The sequence below is a fragment of the Achromobacter colocynthidis genome (assembly GCF_057334535.1).
This window is the reverse complement of record NZ_JBHFIZ010000024.1, coordinates 30764-48511: the sequence shown is the minus strand read 5'-3', so window position 1 is coordinate 48511 and position 17748 is coordinate 30764. Positions and strand designations below refer to the sequence as shown.

At 63.3% G+C, this 17748-nt stretch carries 18 protein-coding genes and 1 pseudogene; 7 read left to right on the top strand and 12 right to left on the bottom strand.

What is annotated here, in order from left to right:
- Together ACE04A_RS08895 and msrB are read right to left on the bottom strand one after the other, a co-directional pair.
- Positions 1-576, bottom strand: a complete 576-nt coding sequence (locus ACE04A_RS08895) for a septation protein A (protein WP_438860274.1) — start codon at positions 574-576, stop codon at positions 1-3.
- Positions 577-975, bottom strand: coding sequence for a peptide-methionine (R)-S-oxide reductase MsrB (msrB, locus tag ACE04A_RS08890; RefSeq protein WP_100857360.1), 399 nt, complete (start codon positions 973-975; stop codon positions 577-579). It abuts the gene before it with no gap.
- 52 nt (positions 976-1027) lie between these two features.
- On the opposite strand from msrB, the gene ACE04A_RS08885 reads away from it, so the two are divergent.
- The 7 genes from ACE04A_RS08885 to ACE04A_RS08855 all read left to right on the top strand — a co-directional run bounded on the left by ACE04A_RS08885 (position 1028) and on the right by ACE04A_RS08855 (position 8215).
- On the top strand, positions 1028-1705 hold the full coding sequence (locus tag ACE04A_RS08885) for an energy-coupling factor ABC transporter ATP-binding protein (RefSeq protein WP_485820052.1): 678 nt from the start codon (positions 1028-1030) through the stop codon (positions 1703-1705).
- Entirely contained in the window at positions 1702-2298 is a 597-nt protein-coding gene (locus ACE04A_RS08880; RefSeq protein WP_448718573.1) for an energy-coupling factor transporter transmembrane component T family protein, read from the top strand. Before ACE04A_RS08885 ends, ACE04A_RS08880 begins: the two co-directional genes overlap by 4 nt.
- A gap of 55 nt (positions 2299-2353) precedes the next feature.
- Positions 2354-2911 (top strand): biotin transporter BioY, encoded by a 558-nt coding sequence (locus ACE04A_RS08875; protein WP_438860275.1) that lies wholly within the window; start codon positions 2354-2356, stop codon positions 2909-2911.
- Positions 2912-3244: 333 nt separating this feature from the next.
- Entirely contained in the window at positions 3245-4408 is a 1164-nt protein-coding gene (locus tag ACE04A_RS08870; protein WP_485820051.1) for an ABC transporter substrate-binding protein, read from the top strand.
- A 167-nt stretch (positions 4409-4575) separates the two neighbouring features.
- A complete protein-coding gene (locus ACE04A_RS08865; protein ID WP_259251924.1) occupies positions 4576-5613 on the top strand; it encodes a branched-chain amino acid ABC transporter permease in 1038 nt (345 codons plus the stop codon).
- A gap of 5 nt (positions 5614-5618) precedes the next feature.
- Entirely contained in the window at positions 5619-7457 is a 1839-nt protein-coding gene (locus ACE04A_RS08860; protein WP_259251923.1) for a branched-chain amino acid ABC transporter ATP-binding protein/permease, read from the top strand.
- The gene (locus ACE04A_RS08855; protein WP_100857353.1) at positions 7454-8215 is read left to right on the top strand and encodes an ABC transporter ATP-binding protein; all 762 of its coding nucleotides are present in this window, start codon (positions 7454-7456) and stop codon (positions 8213-8215) included. Before ACE04A_RS08860 ends, ACE04A_RS08855 begins: the two co-directional genes overlap by 4 nt.
- A 113-nt stretch (positions 8216-8328) precedes the next feature.
- On the opposite strand, the gene ACE04A_RS08850 is transcribed toward ACE04A_RS08855, so the two are convergent.
- The 10 genes and pseudogenes from ACE04A_RS08850 to ACE04A_RS08805 all read right to left on the bottom strand — a co-directional run.
- A complete protein-coding gene (locus ACE04A_RS08850; protein ID WP_448718571.1) occupies positions 8329-9174 on the bottom strand; it encodes a branched-chain amino acid aminotransferase in 846 nt (281 codons plus the stop codon).
- Positions 9175-9276: 102 nt separating this feature from the next.
- Positions 9277-10302: an ABC transporter substrate-binding protein gene (locus tag ACE04A_RS08845; RefSeq protein WP_485820050.1), complete on the bottom strand. Its 1026-nt coding sequence runs from the start codon at positions 10300-10302 to the stop codon at positions 9277-9279.
- A 107-nt stretch (positions 10303-10409) separates the two neighbouring features.
- Positions 10410-11393 carry a branched-chain amino acid ABC transporter permease gene (locus ACE04A_RS08840; protein WP_100857351.1) on the bottom strand — a complete coding sequence of 328 codons (984 nt, stop codon included), beginning with the start codon at positions 11391-11393 and terminating at the stop codon, positions 10410-10412.
- Complete coding sequence (locus ACE04A_RS08835) at positions 11390-12277, bottom strand: branched-chain amino acid ABC transporter permease (RefSeq protein WP_485820049.1); 888 nt, start codon at positions 12275-12277, stop codon at positions 11390-11392. The genes ACE04A_RS08840 and ACE04A_RS08835 overlap by 4 nt, the downstream gene beginning before the upstream one ends.
- Positions 12278-12374: 97 nt before the next feature.
- Positions 12375-13589: an ABC transporter substrate-binding protein gene (locus ACE04A_RS08830; RefSeq protein WP_279995922.1), complete on the bottom strand. Its 1215-nt coding sequence runs from the start codon at positions 13587-13589 to the stop codon at positions 12375-12377.
- Between the two features lie 61 nt (positions 13590-13650).
- Positions 13651-14361, bottom strand: a complete 711-nt coding sequence (locus ACE04A_RS08825; protein ID WP_006223796.1) for an ABC transporter ATP-binding protein — start codon at positions 14359-14361, stop codon at positions 13651-13653.
- A complete protein-coding gene (locus ACE04A_RS08820; protein WP_447988137.1) occupies positions 14358-15131 on the bottom strand; it encodes an ABC transporter ATP-binding protein in 774 nt (257 codons plus the stop codon). Before ACE04A_RS08820 ends, ACE04A_RS08825 begins: the two co-directional genes overlap by 4 nt.
- Positions 15132-15631: 500 nt before the next feature.
- Positions 15632-16267 carry an endonuclease III gene (gene nth / locus ACE04A_RS08815; RefSeq protein WP_100857347.1) on the bottom strand — a complete coding sequence of 212 codons (636 nt, stop codon included), beginning with the start codon at positions 16265-16267 and terminating at the stop codon, positions 15632-15634.
- Entirely contained in the window at positions 16264-16902 is a 639-nt protein-coding gene (gene rsxB, locus ACE04A_RS08810) for an electron transport complex subunit RsxB (protein WP_259251913.1), read from the bottom strand. The genes nth and rsxB overlap by 4 nt, the downstream gene beginning before the upstream one ends.
- 394 nt (positions 16903-17296) lie before the next feature.
- Positions 17297-17748, bottom strand: a pseudogene (locus ACE04A_RS08805) (polyhydroxyalkanoate depolymerase); the annotation flags it as partial.

Sequence of the window (17748 nt, the reverse complement as noted above, 5' to 3'; positions counted from 1 at the left end):
TCAGGGCTTGCTCGGCGGGGTGTCCGAGCCGGCGTTTTCGTCTGTCTGGATGTGCTTGCCCAGCCAGACCGATTGCCCGATCACGAAGACGATCATCAGGCCCATCAGGCCGAAGGCCTTGAAGCTGACCCATTGCGACTCGGTGAAATGACCCGAGAACGCAACGTACAGGTTCAGCGCGCCAGCCACCAGGAAGAATGCTGCCCAGACCAGGTTGAGCTTGTCCCATGCCGCATCGGGCAGTTGAATCTGCTTTTCCATCAGGCGGCGGATCAGGTTGCGGCCGAAAAACAGGCGGGAAATCACCAGCGCGCCGCCGAACAACCAGTACAGCACCGTGGGCTTCCACTTGATGAACACATCGCTGTGCAGCCAGATGGTGGCGCCGCCGAAGACCAGGATGACGGTCAGGTTCACCCAGTGCATGGCCTCGGTGGGGCGGCCCGTCACCTTCAACCAGACAATCTGCAACACGGCGGCCGCCATGGCGACGGCCGTGGCGGTGAAGATGTCCGTGTACCGATAGGCAATGAAGAACAGGAACAGCGGGAACAGGTCGAACAGAAACTTCTTCATTCAGTCTTCTATGGGTTCAAACGTCATCGACAGGGAATTGATGCAATAGCGCAGCCCGGTGGGCGGCGGGCCGTCGGGGAAGACGTGGCCCAGATGCGAATCGCAGACGTTGCACAGCACTTCGGTGCGGACCATGCCGTGGGTGGTGTCGCGTTCTTCGCGCACCAGTTCGGGATCCAGCGCCTGGAAGTAGCTGGGCCAGCCACAGCCGGCGTCGAATTTGGTGTCGGATGCGAACAGGGCCGTGCCACAGCCCACGCAGCGGTAGATGCCCGGCGTGGTCGTATCCCAGTAACGCCCGGTGAATGCGCGTTCGGTACCTTTTTGACGGGTGACCACGTATTCTTCGGGGGAAAGTTGTGCGCGCCATTCGGCGTCGGATTTGCGTACTTTTTCCATATCAGCTCTTGGAGTCCCGATGCCCGAAATGGTTCGGGCATAATCCCGCCCCATGTTAATCGAGTTTGACCAGGCGGTAGTGACGACGCCCCAGGCGGAAGTGTTGCGCGGGGTGAGCGTAACCCTGGCCGAACGTCGCATCGGTATCGTCGGGCCCAACGGCGCGGGCAAGAGCACGCTGGCGCGCCTGGTCAATGGCCTGGTGGTGCCTTCGGCGGGCAGCGTGCGGGTGGACGGCCTGGATACCCGGCACGACTTGAAAGACGTGCGCCGCCGAGTGGGCTTTGTATTCCAGAACCCGGAAAACCAGATCGTGTTTCCGATCGTGCGCGAAGACCTGGCGTTTGGCCTGAAGCGCCTGGAACCGGACAAGGCGCGGCGCGAATCACGTATCGACAGCCAATTGAACGCGCTGGGCGTGGGCCACCTGGCCGACCGCAGCAGCCACACGCTGTCGGGCGGCGAGCGTCAACTGGTGGCGCTGGCGGCGGTGCTGGTCATGGAGCCGGCGCTAATTGTCTTTGACGAACCGACCACGCAATTGGACCTGCGCAACCGCAACCGGGTCCGCCATGCCATAGCCGCGCTGCCTCACGACGCGATTGTCGTCAGCCACGATCTGGAATTACTGGAAGATTTTGACCGCGTGCTGGTGGTGCGCGACGGCACGATCGCTGCCGACGACACCCCCGCCGCGGCCCTGCGCTGGTACCGGGAGCACTGCGCATGATCGAACCGCTTTACGTTGCCGGCCGCTCGGCGCTGCACCTGCTCCCCGCCTGGCTGAAGCTTGCCGCGTTGGTGGCGGCGGGGGCGGGGCTGTTCGTGCTGCGCGACCCCCGCTGGCTGGGCGTGGCGTTCGCGGCGGCGGCCCTGCTGGTGTGGTCGACCGGTGTCTCGGCGGCTGCCGTCTGGCGCCAGGTGCGCGGGCTGTTGTGGGTGTTGCTGGCGGTGGGCGTGTTCACGGGCCTGTTCCAAGGCTGGATGGAAGCCTTGGCGGTGGTGCTGCGTGTGGGCGCGATGGTGGGCTTGGCACTGGCGGTAACGTTGGCGACCCGCACATCGGACCTGATTGCCGTCTGCGAACGCGCCTTGATGCCGCTGGAGCGCATCGGACTGGTTGACGCCGGCAAGGTGGCGCTGGCCCTGGCGCTGGCCTTGCGTTTCGTACCCGAAATCTGGCGCAACTTTCACGAGATCCGCGAAGCCCAGGCCGCCCGTGGTCTGGGGGCCCATCCCGTGGCGTTGATTGTGCCGCTGATCGTGCTGACCTTGAAGCGCGCCCAGGAAGTGGCGGAGGCCATCGATGCGCGTAGTCTCTGAGCTGCCTGCACTCCGTAGCGATTCCACGCCGTATTGATTCCATAAAGGTAAGCCCATGAAATCCCACAACACCGTGCTGATCGCGCTGTTCGCGGCGCTGATCGTCGTCCTGAGCCTGATTCCGCCCATACCCTTGCCGGGCATTCCGGTGCCGATCACCTTGCAGACGCTGGGCGCCATGCTGGCCGGCGCCATGCTGGGCCCGGTGCGTGGGGCGCTGGCTTGCCTGCTCTATCTGGGTTTGGCGGCAATCGGGCTGCCTGTGCTGCCCGGCGGGCGCGGTGGACTGGGCGCGTTCCTTGGGCCGACGGGCGGTTTCCTGGTGGGCATGGTGGTGGGCGCATTGGTGATCGGCTGGCTGGCGCGCATGTTGGCGGCGCGCGCAACCCAGGATTGGGCGAAGCTGGGCGGCTACGTGGTCGCTTGCGTGGTGGGCGGCATCTTGGTCGTGTATGCCTTCGGAGTGCCGTGGCTGGCGTCCGTCACCAAGATGGGCTTGTCCAAGGCGGCGGTGGCGGTGGCGGTGTTCGTGCCGGGTGATCTCATCAAAGCCGTCATTGCAGCGTGGGTGGCGTCACGGGTCGAGCGCGTCTGGCCGATGTTGGGTCGCTAGTCGTCAGCCGTTGGCGGTTAGCGGTTAGGCGTTGGTTCTTGGCCGCCGCTCGGGGGTGACAGCACCGTAACCCGGCGCCCGCGCGCTTTGGGGCATGCTGCGATTTCCAAGGGAATCCCCCAACTGACGCGCCGAAAGTTTTTCTAGTACAAGTTCGCCATTAACGAATGCGTTTGCTGAATCGATGTTTCCGCAGCACATCAGGGATTTACCGTAGTTGCGTGGCGTCATCTGATACTGTTTTAACCCTATAATATTTTTTTCTGTATAACTTTAACTAGGCTCGCTTCGCCTCAATCGAGGCACATAAGAGCCACCACAGGAGACAAAAATATGCGCAAGCACTTCGGCTTGTCCGCGGCGGCTGCCGCTTTCGCCTTGGCCGTGCCGCTCCTGGCGAGCGCGCAGATCAAGGTAGGCGTAACGGTGTCCAGCACCGGTCCGGCCGCCTCGCTGGGTATCCCCGAACGCAACACCGTGGCGCTGCTGCCCAAGGAAGTGGCAGGCCAGAAGATCGAATGGATCGTCCTGGACGACGCTACCGATACCACTCAAGCCGTCAAGAACTCGCGCAAGCTGGCCACCGACGACAAGGTCGATGTGCTGATCGGCACGTCCGTGACGCCGGGCTCGCTGGCCATGGTTGACGTGGCCGCCGAAGCCAAGGTGCCGATGATCAGCGTGGCCGCCAGCGCCAAGATCGTCGAACCCGTGGACGACAAGCGCCGCTGGGTCTTCAAGACCCCGCAAAACGACGCGCTGATGGCCGGCGCCCTGGCCGACGCCATGGCCAAGTCCAAGGTCAAGACCCTGGGCTTCATCGGTTTTGCCGACGCCTACGGCGACGGCTGGCTGGACGTGATGCAAAAGGCCGCCAAGGCCAAGGGCATTGAAATCGTCGCCATCGAAAAATACAGCCGTACCGACACCAGCGTGACGGGCCAGGTGCTCAAGCTGGTCGGCGCAAAGCCGGACGCCATCCTGATCGCCGGCGCCGGCACCCCGTCGGCGCTGCCGCAAAAGGAATTGAAGGCCCGCAATTACGGCGGCACCATCTACCAAACGCACGGCGCCGCCAACAACGACGTGCTGCGCGTCTGCGGCAAGGACTGCAACGGCATGTACCTGCCGGCCGGTCCGCTGCTGGTCGCTGCCCAATTGCCTGATTCGAACCCGGTCAAGAAGTCGGCCCTGGCTTACGTCGAGACTTACGAAAAGGCCAACGGCGCCAACTCCACCAACACGTTCGGCGGCCACATGTGGGATGCCGGCCAATTGGTCGTGGCCGCGGTGCCGGTCGCGCTGAAGACGGGCGCCAAGCCCGGCACGCCGGAATTCCGCGCCGCCATGCGCGACGCGCTGGAAGGCGTGAAGAACCTGGCTGCGTCGCAGGGCGTGTTCAATATGTCGCCCACCGCCCACGCCGGCTTCGACGAGCGTTCACGCGTTATCGTCAAGGTCGAAAACGGCAAGTGGGTCTATCAGCCCGACCTGTAATTTCCCCAGGATTGCCCGATCCACGGATGTGCAACGCGAAGGGGGCGCCAGTGGCTGGCGCTTACCTTGCGGCGCCTGAGCAATGCTTCGCACCGGCCTTTCCGGCCGGTGTGTCGTATCAGTGTTCCGGGCGGGGCCGGAACACCAAGAATCAATAAGGTTGTTAGATGGATTCCTCAATTGCGCTGATCCTGCTGCAAGACGGTGTCGTCAACGGCGCTATCTATGCCCTCCTGGGCATGGCTCTAGTGCTGGTTTTCGCCGTCACGCGCGTCATTTTCATTCCCCAGGGTGAGTTCGTGGCGTTCGGCGCCCTGACCCTGGCCATGCTGGTCGACGGCAAAATGCCGGGCACCGCCTACCTGCTGCCGCTGCTGGGCGCCTTGTGCCTGGCGATGGAGCTGGTGCGCGCGCTGCGCACCCGCAACTTCGCCGGCCTGCCCAAGACCTTCCTCATCAGCCTCGTCCTGCCCTTGGCCCTGTTCTGGCTGACCAAGACCTACACCGCGCCCGACAACTCGTTGTGGCTGAACATGCTGCTGACGCTGTTGCTGGTGATCCCGATGGGGCCGATGGTCTATCGCATCGTCTATCAACCCCTGGCCGAAGCCACGGTGCTGGTGCTGCTGATCGTCTCGGTCGCGGTGCACTTCGCGCTGACCGGCCTGGCGCTGGTGTTCTTCGGCGCGGAAGGCTGGCGCACGCCGCCGTTCGTCAGCGGGCAAGTTGACCTGGGCTTCATGACCTGGTCCGCGCAAAGCCTGTTCGTGGTGGCCACTTGCGGGCTGCTCATCACCGCGCTGTGGCTGTTCTTCGGCAAGACGCTGTATGGCCGCGCGCTGCGCGCCACCGCCGTCAACCGTCGCGGTGCACGCCTGGTGGGCATCAGCACCACCATGTCCGGCAGCCTGACGTTCACGTTGGCGACCGCCATCGGCGCCATGTCCGGCATGTTGATCGCGCCCATCACCACCGTGTATTACGACACCGGTTTCCTGATCGGCCTGAAGGGCTTCGTGGGCGCCATCATCGGCGGCCTGGCCAGCTACCCCGTGGCCGCCGCCGGCTCGCTGTTGGTGGGTGTGCTGGAATCGTTCTCGTCCTTCTGGGCCAGCGCCTACAAGGAAGTGATCGTCTTTACCTTGATTATCCCGGTTCTGGTCTGGCGTTCGTTCAGCACCCATCACGTGGACGAAGAGGAATAAACGCCATGAATCGCATTCTGCTTGCTGTATTCATCGTCGTCCTGGCGGGCCTGCCGTTGCTGCCGGTCACGCCCGAATTCTGGGTGACGCAACTCAATTACATCGGCTTGGCCAGCCTGATCGTGCTGGGCCTGGTGCTGCTGACCGGCGTGGGCGGCTTGACGTCCTTCGGCCAGGCCGCGTTCGTGGGCCTGGGCGCCTACACCACGGCTTTCCTGACCACGCAGTACGACGTGTCGCCCTGGCTGGCCCTGCCGGTCGGTCTGGTGCTGACCGCCGCCGTCGCCTACCTGCTGGGCGCGATTACCCTGCGCCTGTCCGGCCACTACCTGCCGTTGGGCACCATTGCATGGGGCCTGTCGCTGTACTTCCTGTTCGGCAATATCGACTGGTTGGGTAAGCACGACGGGATTGCCGGCATTGAACCCATCAGTATCTTCGGCCTGTCCCTGGCCAGCGGCCGCAACATTTATTACCTGATCTGGGTCTTCGTGTTGTTGGCGCTGTGGGCCACCCGCAACCTGCTCAATTCGCGTCCCGGCCGGGCCATCCGCGCCTTGAAGAGCGGTGCGGGCATGGCTGAATCCATGGGCGTGAACACCGCTGCCTACAAGGTCGTGATCTTCGTCTGGGCGGCCTTGCTGGCCTGCATTTCGGGCTGGCTCTACGCGCACATGCAGCGCGCCGTCAGCCCCAGCCCGTTCGGCATCAACTACGGCATCGAATACCTGTTCATGGCGGTGGTGGGCGGCGCGGGCTACGTCTGGGGCGCCTTGCTGGGTTCCGGCGTCATCCTGGTGCTGAAGGACCAGTTGCAGAATTGGCTGCCCAAGCTGCTGGACACCAACGCCAACTTCGAGATGATCGTCTTCGGCGTGCTGCTGATCCTGATGCTGCAATACGCACGCAATGGCCTGTGGCCCATTCTGGCAGGGTGGTGGGGCAGCATTACCGGCGCTGACGGTTCGCGCCGCAACCTTGCGCCGCCTGCTGCCGCGCCGGCTTTGCCGACGCGTGCGCGGCCCCAAGCCGGGCAGGTGGTGTTGGAAGTGGACGCCATCCGCAAGGAATTCGGCGGGCTGGTCGCCGTCAACGACATCACGTTCAAAGTCAGCTCGGGCGAAATCATGGGTCTGATCGGCCCCAATGGCGCCGGCAAGAGCACGACCTTCAACCTGATCAGCGGCGTGTTGCCGGTGACGCGCGGCAAGGTCACGTTCATGGGTCAGCGCATCGACAACCGCTCGGCGCGCGAGATCGCCAAGCTGGGTGTCGGCCGTACGTTCCAACACGTGCAGTTGCTGCCGGGCATGACCGTGCTGGAAAACGTGGCGTTGGGCGCGCACTTGCGTTCCGACGTGGGCGTGCTGGCGGGTGCCTTGCATTCGGATCGCGCCCGTGAAGCGCAACTGCTGCATGAGGCCGCCGAGCAGATCAAACGCGTGGGCCTGGGCGAATACCTGTACGAACAGGCGGGCAACCTGGCGCTGGGCCAGCAACGCATCCTGGAAATCGCGCGCGCCCTGGCGTCTGATCCGGTGCTGCTGTTGCTGGACGAGCCGGCCGCCGGCCTGCGCTACAAAGAAAAGCAAGACTTGGCTCGCGTGCTGGAGCAACTGCGCGCGGAAGGCATGAGCATCTTGCTGGTCGAACACGATATGGATTTTGTCATGCGCCTGACCAACCACCTGGTGGTAATGGACTTCGGCACCAAGCTGGCCGAAGGCGTGCCCGCCGACGTGCAAAAGAACCCGGCGGTGCTGGAAGCCTATTTGGGCGGCATCGACGACGACCTGCCCGAAGCGGATCAGGCCAAGCCCGTGTCCGCAGGAGGTGTGCAATGAGCGCAACGCAATCGCCCGTGCTGGAAGTCAGCAACCTGTCGGCGCGTTACGGCAAGGTCGGCGCGCTGGTCGGCGCGTCGTTGACCGTGCCGGCCGGCAGCATCGTTACCGTGATCGGCGCCAACGGCGCCGGCAAATCCACCATGTTGAACGCAATGATGGGTTCCTTGCCGCAAACCGGCCATGCAGCCGGCAGCGTGCAATACGCGGGCACCGACGTGTCCGGCTGGCAGGTCGAGCGCCGCGTGGCGGCCGGCATGTCGCTGGTGCCCGAGCGCCGCGAATTGTTCGGCACCATGTCCGTCGAAGACAACCTGCTGCTGGGCGGATTTCGCCGCTACCGCGCCCGCGAGGCCGGCTGGCGCGACACGCTCAATGAAGTGTTCGATCTGTTTCCGCGCCTGCGCGAGCGCCGAGGGCAACAGGCCGGCACCTTGTCGGGTGGCGAACGCCAGATGCTGGCCGTGGGCCGCGCGCTGATGGCCAAGCCCACCTTGCTGATGCTGGACGAACCCAGTCTTGGCCTGGCGCCGCGCATCGTGCGCGAGATCTTCCACATCATTGCGCGCCTGCGCGAAACCGGCGTGGCCATCTTGCTGGTCGAGCAAAACGCCCGCGCTGCGCTGCAGGTGGCGGACTACGGCTATGTGCTGGAAACCGGTGAAGTCATCCTGCATGGCCCGGCGCGCGAACTGGCCGGCGACCCGAAGGTGATCGAAAGCTATCTGGGCTTGGGCAAGGGCGCCGACAAGGACTGAACCAAACCCTGAGCCAACTTTCTGGCTAGTTCGATGGCCAACAAAAATGCCGCGACCCGGATTCGGATCGCGGCATTTTTTTCACCCCGCGTGTATTGCGGGGGGGCCTACGCTTACTTGCGGCCGGTGCTTTCCGCGTAGTCCATATACAGCTTGTGCGCGCGGCGTGCGATGGGCCCGTACTCCAGCTCGCGGTCTTCCACGCGGTTCACGTGGACCACCTTGCCGTAGTTGCCGGACGAGAACACTTCGTCCGCGTCTTCGATGTCGGCGCGGGTCAGGCTGCGCTCCTGCACCTCGACGCCATCGGCTTGCAGCAGGGCCAGCACGCGGCGGCGCGTGATGCCGTTCAGGAACGTGCCGTTGTCCACGGGCGTGGAAACCACGCCATTCTTGGCGATCCACAGGTTGCTGGTGGCGAACTCGGCAATATTGCCCGCGCCGTCCAGCATGATGGCGTTGTCGAAACCTTTCTCGGCGGCTTCGCGGATGGCGCGTTGGCCGTTGGGATACAGGCACGAGGCCTTGGCGTCGGTAGGCGCCATGTTCGGCCACGAACGGGCATAGCTGGAAAAGCAGGCCGAAAAGCCAAGCTCGCCCGGCATCGGCACCTTGAACACGTGCAGCACGAATTGCGTCTTGTCGGCGTCCGGCAGCAGGAAGCCGTCGGCGCAATAGAACATCGGCTTGATGTAGAGCTCGGTGCCGGCCGGGAATTTGGCTACGGCTTCCAGGCACAGCTTCTGGATGGCTTCCCAACCGATCTGCGGCTTCATCAGCATTTTTTCGGCCGAACGCACGACACGCTGGCAGTGCAGGTCCAGGTCGGGCGTAAGGCCACGGAAGGCTCGCGCACCGTCAAAAACCATGCTGGCCATCCAGAAGGCGTGGTCGGCCGGGCCGAGCAATTTGGGGTTTTCAGTGGTCCAGTGACCGTCGTGCCAAAACAGGGCGTCCATGTTGGAATCTTCCTTCGCTTGAATCGGGGGGCGCCGCCTTGGCGCCGAAACGTCAGGATACAGGAGGCGGCCGGTGCTGGCGGCCGGCCGCCTCTGGAAAATCTACTCCTTTTGCAGTGCCGCCTGCACGCGGTCCGCGACGTCCGCGGGCATCCATTGCCGCCAGACAGGGCCGTACTGCTTCAGGAAATAGCGCGCGGCGTCCTCGGGTTCCTTGCCCTCGTTTTCCAGCCAGCCCAGCGTGGCGTCGATGGCGTCATCGGGCACCGTCAGCTTGGTCAGGAATTCGGTGATCTTCGGCGCTTGCTTGGCAAAGGCCGCATTGACGCCGGTGACCACGGGGTTGGGTTTGAATTCCGTGGCGACAGGGTTGGCGCACTTGGGATCGGTCATGCAGGTGTAGGCGGCCTGATCGAAGGCGGGCAGTTCCAGCTTCACCAGGTCCAGCGCGCCAACCAGCGAGGTGGGCGTCCAGTAGTAGAAGACGATGTCGCGCTTGCGCTTGTAGGCCGATACGATGGCGGCCTTCTGCGCCGCGCCCGCGCCGGGCGCAAACAGCGAATAGTCCTTGTCCAGCTTCAGTGCGCGCAGCAGGTTGTCGTTCAGTGTGCCGCAGGCCCAGCCGGCGGGGCAGCCGTAGATGCGTCCGCGCCCCGGGTCTTCGGGGTCGATGAATACCTCTTTGAAGCGTGTCAGGTCGGATGCGGACTTCAAGTCGGGATGGCGTTCGGCCGTGTAGCGCGGGATATACCAGCCTTCGCCGGCGTCGTACACGTGGCCCACGCCCAGCACTTTGCCGCTGGCCAGCGCCTTCTTCCAGGCGCCCTCGATCTGGCCGGGCCAGACTTCCGGCGTCACGTCCACGTCGCCGCGTTGCAGCGCCGCCAGCATCGGCAGCGTTTCACCGATTTCAACGCTGGTCTTGCAGCCGTAGCCGTGTTCCAGCACATAGCGTTCAATGCCCGCCAGCACCAGGTTGGACTCCCAGTTCAGGCCGCTAAAGCGGACTGGGCGGTCCACTTCGCAAGTGGCGGCGGAGGAGGGGGCGGCGGCGGCGGTGGGGGCGATGAACGCCGCGGCCAGCGCGAATGCGCCAAGAACGGGGGCGAGCGGATGCGGGTTTCGCATGGTCAGGCACCTGTGGAGTTGGGTGCGTTTTATTGTACGGGCGGAAGCCCGCGTCAAATGCAAACGGGGCCGCGTGATGCGGCCCCGTCGGGATAGCGCGTCGCGCCTCAGGCGCGGGCGGCGCGGCGCCTGTCGATAAACGCGCCAAGCTCGCCCACGATGCCGCGCCGGAACGCCAGCACGCAGATCACGAAGATCAGGCCGATCACGATGGTGACGGATTCGCCCAGCCGCAGGAACCATTCCACGCCGGTCAGGTTGGCCATCATCTGGCCGAAGTCGCCCACCTTGTTCTCCAGCAGCACCACGATGAAGGCACCCAGTATGGGGCCGGTCAAGGTGCCCAGCCCGCCGATCAGCGTCATCAGGATGACCAGCCCGGACATCTGCCAGGTGGCGTCCGACAGGGTGGCCGACACGAACACCAGCGTCTTGGTGGCGCCCGCCAGCCCGGCCAGCGCGGCCGACAGCACGAAGGCCAGCAGCTTGAAGCGATCGACGTCATAGCCCAGCGATACGGCACGCGGTTCGTTCTCGCGCAGCGCTTGCAGCACTTGCCCAAAAGGCGAATGCACGGTGCGCCAGATGATGAAATAGCCGATGACGAAGATGGCCATCACCAGGTAGTACAGGTTGATGTCCTTGGACAGGTCGATCAGCCCGAACAGAGTGCCGCGCGGCACGCTTTGCAGACCGTCTTCGCCGCCCGTGAACTTGGCCTGCAGGAAGAAGAAGAACACCATTTGCGCCAGCGCCAGCGTGATCATGGCGAAGTAGATGCCGCTGCGCCGGATGGCGATCGCACCCATCGCCAGCCCCAGCAGCGCCGCCACGCCCACGCCGAACAGCAGGCCGATTTCGGTGGGAAAGCCCCAGACCTTCATCGCATGCCCGGCCGCGTAGGCCGCGCTGCCCAGGAAAGCCGCATGCCCGAACGACAGCAGGCCGGTAAACCCCAGCAGCAAGTTGAACGCGCACGCGAAAAGCGCGTAGCACATGATCTTCATGACGAAGATCGGGTACACCCCCAGAAAGGGAAGAGCGGCCACCACGACGGCCAGTACCGCATAGCCCAGGAATTGACGATTCATTTTTCTTTTCCGAACAGCCCGGCCGGGCGGATCAACAGAACAATGGCCATGATGATGAACACGACGGTGCTGGAGGCTTCGGGCCAGAACACCTTCGTCAGTCCTTCAATCACACCCAGGCCCAGACCGGTGACGATGGCGCCCATGATGGACCCCATGCCGCCAATCACGACCACGGCGAACACGACGATGATGAGGTTGGACCCCATCAGCGGGGAAATCTGCAGAACGGGCGCCGCCAGCACGCCGGCAAAGCCCGCGAGCGCCACGCCGAAGCCATAGGTCAGCGTGATCATGCGGGGCACGTTCACGCCGAAGGCCTCGACCAGACGCGGGTTTTCAGTACCGGCGCGCAGCAGGGCGCCCAAGCGGGTGCGTTCGATCACGTACCAGGTCGCCATGCAGACCACCACCGATGCCACCACAACCCAGCCACGGTAGTTCGGCAAGATCATGAAGCCCAGGTTGGTCGCGCCGCGCAGCGCGGCGGGCGTGGGGTAGGGTTGGCCCGACACGCCGTAGAAGCTGCGGAACAGCCCCTCGATCAGCAAGGTCAGCCCGAAGGTCATCAGCAGCCCGTAAAGATGGTCCAGCTTGTACAGGTGCTTGAGCAATAGTTTTTCAATGAGTATGCCGAACAGCCCGACGACCAGCGGGGCCAGAATCAGCATCACCCAGTAGTTCAACCCCAGGTACGACAGCCCCATCCAGGCGACGAACGCGCCCAGCATGTAGAGCGCGCCGTGCGCGAAGTTGATGACGTTCAGCAGCCCGAAGATCACGGCAAGCCCGAGCGACAGCATGGCATAGAAGGAACCGTTGACCAGGCCCAGTAATAGCTGGCCAAGCAAGGCCTGTATAGGGATGCCAAAAAGGTCAGTCATCTTTTGAAAATCCTGCGCGTACGGATGGAAGTGAGCAAATTCAAGGTGCGGTCGCGGCCTGGGCCGGGCCGCACCTTGGGGTCACATGAGCCGGGAATTACTTCTTGACCAGCTTGCAGGTGGATTCGGACAACTTGGTGTAGACCTCGTCGCCGGGCAGCGTCGCCACGACCTTGTAGTAGTCCCACGGCGCCTTGGATTCAGCCGGCGTCTTGACCTGCATCAGGTACATGTCGTGGATCATGCGGCCGTCTTCGCGCACAAAGCCGCCTTGTGCGAAGAAGTCGTTGACCTTGTTCGACTTCATCCATTTCATGATGGTGTCGCCGTCGTCCGAGCCCGAGGCCTTCACGCCGTTCAGGTAGAACATGGCTGCGGAGTAGTCACCGGCCTGCAGCATCGACGGCTTGCGGCCGACCTTGCTTTCGAACTTCTTGCTCCAGGCGCGCGAAGCGTCGTTCAGGTCCCAGTACCAGCCCGTGGTCAGGTACATGTTCTGGGTGGTCTTCAGGCCCAGCGCGTGGATGTCGTTGATGAACACGAGCAAGCCGGCCATTTTCATGGTCTGCGTGACGCCGAATTCGTTCGCGGCCTTGACGGAATTGCTGAAGTCGCCGCCCGCGTTGGCCAGGCCCAGGATCTGTGCCTTGGAGGCCTGGGCCTGCAGCAGGAACGAGGAGAAGTCGGCAGTGCCCAGCGGGGCGCGCACCTGGCCCTTGATGTCGCCACCGGCGTCTTTGACGACCTTCATGGTGTCGCGTTCAAGCGCGTGGCCGAAAGCGTAGTCGGCGGTCAGGAAGAACCAGCTCTTGCCGCCGTCTTTCACCACGGCGGAGCCCGTGCCCCGCGCCAGCGCCACGGTGTCGTAGGCATAGTGCACGGTGTAGGGCGAACATTGGGCGTTCGTCAGGTCGGAAGCGCCGGCGCCGATGGCGATGAACGGCTTTTTCTTCTCGGCGGCCACGGCCGCCATGGCCAGGCTGGTGGCCGAGTTCGTGCCGGCGATGATGACATCGACCTTCTGCTGGTCGAACCATTCGCGAGCGCGCGAGGACGCGATGTCCGCCTTGTTCTGGTGGTCGGCGGAGACGACTTCGATCTTCTTGCCGTTGATGGTCCCGCCCATCTCGTCGATCGCCATGCGGATCGCGTCCAGACCGGCCTTGCCGTCGATGTCGGAATAGACACCTGACATGTCGGTGATGAAGCCGATGCGGATGACATCGTCGGAGATACCTTGCGCGTGGGCGGTTGCCCCTGCAAATCCCAGGCCCGCCATGGCCAGTGCAGCAGTGATGGTGTGCAGCTTCATGGGATGACTCCTCTTCCCTACGGTGTAGTGTTGCCGGGGTTCCGGCGGATGACAGGTTGTTTTAGACGCCCAGCAATTCGTTGAGCGTGTCCTGTTTTTCTGAAAGTTCGGCGGCTTCGAAATGTTCGACGATCTGTCCGTGCTCCATGACATAGAAGCGATCGGCCAGCGGCGCCGCGAAGCGGAAATTCTGCTCAACCATGACGATGGTGTAGCCACGCTGCTTCAGGGTCGTGATCATGCGGGCCAGCGCCTGCACGATGACAGGCGCGAGGCCTTCCGAGATTTCGTCCAGCAGCAGCAGGTTGGCGCCGGTGCGCAAGATGCGCGCCACCGCCAGCATTTGTTGTTCGCCGCCTGACAAGCGCGTGCCCGGAGAATTCCGGCGCTCTTGCAGGTTGGGGAACATGTCATAGATTTCGGCCAGCGACATGCCGCCGCCCAGCGAACCGACCACAGGCGGCAGCAGCAGGTTTTCTTCGCAAGACAGGCTGGCGAAGATGCCGCGTTCTTCGGGGCAATAACCCACGCCCAGGTGTGCAATCTTGTAGGTGGGCAGGTCGATGGCTTCGGTGCCATGGATGCGCACCGAACCCTTGCGCGACCCGGTCAGCCCCAGGATGGCTCGCAGCGTCGTGGTGCGGCCGGCGCCGTTGCGCCCCAGCAGCGTGACGACTTCGCCTTGCCCCACGCGCATATCCACGCCGTGCAGGATATGGGATTCCCCGTACCAGGCTTGCAAGCCCGAAATTTCGAGTGCCGGGGTGCTCATGCGTGCGCTCCTTGAAGTTCGCCGTCGGTGGTGCCCATGTAGGCCTGCATCACGGCGGGATGGCGCGAGACTTCTGCGTACGAACCTTCGGCCAGCACCGAGCCGCGCGCCAGCACGGTGATGGTGTTGGCGATGGAGGACACGACGTTCATGTTGTGTTCCACCATCAGGATCGTGCGCCCGGCGCTGACGCGCTTGATCAGTTGCGTGACGCGGTGCACGTCTTCGTGCCCCATGCCCTGCGTGGGCTCGTCAAGCAGCATCAGTTCCGGTTCCATCGCCAGCGTCGTGGCGATTTCCAGCGCGCGCTTGCGGCCGTAAGGCAGGTTCACCGTGGTCTCGTCCGCGAAGGCGCCCAGGTCCACCTGCTCGAGCAGCGCTCGGGCCGGCTCGTTCAAGCTGGCCAGGCGCTTGTCGCTTTGCCAGAAATGGAACGACAGCCCCGTCTTGCGCTGCAGGCCGATGCGCACGTTCTCAAGCACGGTCAGGTGAGGGAACACCGCCGAGATCTGGAACGAACGGATAATGCCGCGCCGCGCGATCTGCGCGGGACGTTCGCCGGTAATGTCGACGCCGTTGAACTTGATGGTTCCCGACGTAGGCGATAAAAACTTGGTAAGCAGGTTGAAGCATGTCGTCTTGCCCGCGCCGTTCGGCCCGATCAAGGCATGAATCTCGCCCCGCTTGATACGCAAATCGACCCCATTGACCGCGACGAATCCGCGGAATTCCTTGGTGAGGCCTTTTGTCTCCAGGATTGTGTCATCCATGTCCGCTGCACCAGCGTTGTATTTATATGGTCTCTGCCTGCCGTCATTGCGACAAGCCCCCGAAGGGCGGAAATCCTAATAATCTCTAGTAGTTTTCCGATGAGTTGCCGGCGAGTATGCGGACGTCCTTATCAAAATTCCATGAGGGTTTTACATAGGTTTTGCAGTGCGGAAAGGGCAATTGTCGGCAGGCCGACAATACGTGCGCCGCAAGGCGGGGAAAACCCTTTTTGACAAGCAATGCGTTGCAGCAAAAGCGCTGTGAGCGCGATCAATGCGCCGTGCACGTAGGATGGGTGAAGCGCGCAGAGCCCTATGCAAGAACCCTGATATATAGCGCGCGAAACCCATCAAGCAGCGGTGGAGTCCTAAACAAATTCAGCCACGGCACAACGTCCGTGTGATGGGTTTCGCGCGAACGGCGTCACTGTTCTTGGTGCAGGTCGTGGCGCGCTACACCCATCCTACGATGATCAAGAATCCACCCGAAACATCCCAGATCAAGCCGCCGTCTTCTGCTTGAATTCGCACAAATCAGAAATCCCGCATTGCGGGCACTTGGGCGTACGTGCCACGCAGATGTAGCGGCCGTGCAAAATCAGCCAGTGATGCGCGTCCTGGATGTATTCGCGGGGTACGAACTTGACGAGCTTGTCTTCAACTTCCAGCACGTTCTTGCCCGGTGCGATACCGGTGCGGTTCGACACGCGGAAAATGTGCGTGTCCACCGCCATTGTGGGTTGGCCGAACGCGGTGTTGAGCACGACGTTGGCTGTCTTGCGGCCCACGCCGGGCAGCGATTCCAGCGCCTCGCGCGTTTGCGGGACTTCGCCGCCATGGTGCTCAAGCAAGATCCGACAGGTGGCGATCGTGTTCTTGGCCTTGGTGCGGTACAGCCCGATGGTCTTGATGAAATCGGACAGGCCTTCTTCGCCCAGCGCCAGCAAGGCTTCAGGCGTGCCGTATTGCGGGAAGAACTTGCGTGTGGCGATGTTGACCGATTTGTCGGTGGCTTGCGCCGACAGCAGCACCGCGATCAGCAACTGGAACGGCGTGTCGTATTCCAGTTCAGTGGTGGGGTGCGGGTTGGCCGCTTGCAGGCGGGCGAAAATTTCACGGCGTTTGGCTGCGTTCATGACTGCGTGGGATTGCGGCGAGCCCGGGCGCGGGCCAGCGCGGATTCAATGGCGGAGCGCTTGCGGTCTTCGCTTTGCGCGTCGTCGGAAATGGGCGCGCTGGGGGCGGCGGGCGCTTCTGGCGCCATCAAGCGCGCATTGTCGGCCGCCAGGCGTTCAACGCGGGCCAGATGGTTGCGATGGCGCTGGCGGCTGATGGTGGCGTCCTGCGCGGTCCAGGCGCGTCCGGCGGGCACCATTTGAATACAGTCCACGGGACAGGGCGCCACGCACAGGTCGCAGCCGGTGCACCAATCGGCAAGCACGGTGTGCATGTGTTTGTTGGCGCCCACGATGGCATCGACGGGACAGGCCTGGATGCACAGCGTACAGCCGATGCAATGCGATTCATCGATGCGGGCGACCAGCAGCGGACCGGGTTCGCCGCGCTCAAGATCCAGCGGCAGGGCAGGGGTTTGCAACAGCGCGGACAGCGCGGCGATGCCCTCATCCCCGCCGGGCGGGCAGCGGTTGATGGGTGCCGAGCCTTCCGCGATGGCCTCGGCATAAGGCCGACAACCGTCATAGCCGCACTTGGTACATTGCGTCTGAGGCAGCAAAGCGTCAACACGGTCCGCTAGCAAACGAGAATTCATTAATCTGCAATAAAAAAACGTACGATGGCTGCAACGCGGCACCGTATAGGTGAAGCGCGGCACCCGTGGGATAGGTGAAGCGCGGCACCGGTGGGATAGGTGAAGCGTGGCACCCGTGGGATAGGTGAAGCGTGGCACCCGTAGGATGGGTGGAGCGCGGCACCACCAAGGCAAGAACCCAACTTCCCAACGCGCGCAACCCATCAAGCAGCGCCGGCACCAAGGCAACACTAGCCCCAGCACCAACACACCCAACAAATAGCCCAACGCGCGCAACCCATCAAACCGCGCAGGCACCGTGGCGACTTCCGCCACAGCACCCACCCCTCTGATGAATTACGCGCGCTTGAGGCCCAAGATCAGGATCACGGGCAGGCTTCGAGCTTGGCTAAGCCTACGCCGACTGCCGGATGAATTCGGCAATTTTAGGACAGATCATTTCGCGCCAGCGGCGGCCCGAGAAAATCCCGTAGTGGCCGCAGTTCGGCGCGGTGTAGTGCGACTTGCGCTCGGCCGGAATGTTCTTGCACAGCTTGATGGCCGCGCGAGTCTGGCCCTGGCCCGAAATATCGTCCAGCTCGCCTTCAATGGTGAAGAGAGCCACCTGCTTGATATCCGCCGGTCGCACGGTCTGACCGTCGACTTCCCAGGTGCCGCTGGGCAGCGCGAAGTCCTGGAACACCATGCGGATCGTGTCCAGGTAGAACTCGGCCGGCATGTCCAGCACGGCGTTGTATTCGTCGTAGAAGCGGCGATGCGCTTCGGCGTCGCTGTCGTCGCCACGCAGCAGGTCCAGATAGAACTCGTAATGCGACTTCATGTGGCGGTGCGGGGGGGGGGGAACCC

Bases quoted from the DNA above. Each gene is read 5' to 3' on its own strand.
- ACE04A_RS08845 (WP_485820050.1), bottom strand. From the start codon at position 10,302: ATGCGAAACCCGCATCCGCTCGCCCCCGTTCTTGGCGCATTCGCGCTG.
- ACE04A_RS08835 (WP_485820049.1), bottom strand. From the start codon at position 12,277: ATGACTGACCTTTTTGGCATCCCTATACAGGCCTTGCTTGGCCAGCTA.
- ACE04A_RS08825 (WP_006223796.1), bottom strand. From the start codon at position 14,361: ATGAGCACCCCGGCACTCGAAATTTCGGGCTTGCAAGCCTGGTACGGG.
- rsxB (WP_259251913.1), bottom strand. From the start codon at position 16,902: ATGAATTCTCGTTTGCTAGCGGACCGTGTTGACGCTTTGCTGCCTCAG.
- ACE04A_RS08885 (WP_485820052.1), top strand. From the start codon at position 1,028: ATGTTAATCGAGTTTGACCAGGCGGTAGTGACGACGCCCCAGGCGGAA.
- ACE04A_RS08865 (WP_259251924.1), top strand. From the start codon at position 4,576: ATGGATTCCTCAATTGCGCTGATCCTGCTGCAAGACGGTGTCGTCAAC.
- ACE04A_RS08875 (WP_438860275.1), top strand. From the start codon at position 2,354: ATGAAATCCCACAACACCGTGCTGATCGCGCTGTTCGCGGCGCTGATC.
- msrB (WP_100857360.1), bottom strand. From the start codon at position 975: ATGGAAAAAGTACGCAAATCCGACGCCGAATGGCGCGCACAACTTTCC.
- ACE04A_RS08830 (WP_279995922.1), bottom strand. From the start codon at position 13,589: ATGAAGCTGCACACCATCACTGCTGCACTGGCCATGGCGGGCCTGGGA.
- ACE04A_RS08840 (WP_100857351.1), bottom strand. From the start codon at position 11,393: ATGAATCGTCAATTCCTGGGCTATGCGGTACTGGCCGTCGTGGTGGCC.
- ACE04A_RS08820 (WP_447988137.1), bottom strand. From the start codon at position 15,131: ATGGATGACACAATCCTGGAGACAAAAGGCCTCACCAAGGAATTCCGC.
- ACE04A_RS08860 (WP_259251923.1), top strand. From the start codon at position 5,619: ATGAATCGCATTCTGCTTGCTGTATTCATCGTCGTCCTGGCGGGCCTG.
- nth (WP_100857347.1), bottom strand. From the start codon at position 16,267: ATGAACGCAGCCAAACGCCGTGAAATTTTCGCCCGCCTGCAAGCGGCC.
- ACE04A_RS08895 (WP_438860274.1), bottom strand. From the start codon at position 576: ATGAAGAAGTTTCTGTTCGACCTGTTCCCGCTGTTCCTGTTCTTCATT.
- ACE04A_RS08870 (WP_485820051.1), top strand. From the start codon at position 3,245: ATGCGCAAGCACTTCGGCTTGTCCGCGGCGGCTGCCGCTTTCGCCTTG.
- ACE04A_RS08850 (WP_448718571.1), bottom strand. From the start codon at position 9,174: ATGGACGCCCTGTTTTGGCACGACGGTCACTGGACCACTGAAAACCCC.
- ACE04A_RS08855 (WP_100857353.1), top strand. From the start codon at position 7,454: ATGAGCGCAACGCAATCGCCCGTGCTGGAAGTCAGCAACCTGTCGGCG.
- ACE04A_RS08880 (WP_448718573.1), top strand. From the start codon at position 1,702: ATGATCGAACCGCTTTACGTTGCCGGCCGCTCGGCGCTGCACCTGCTC.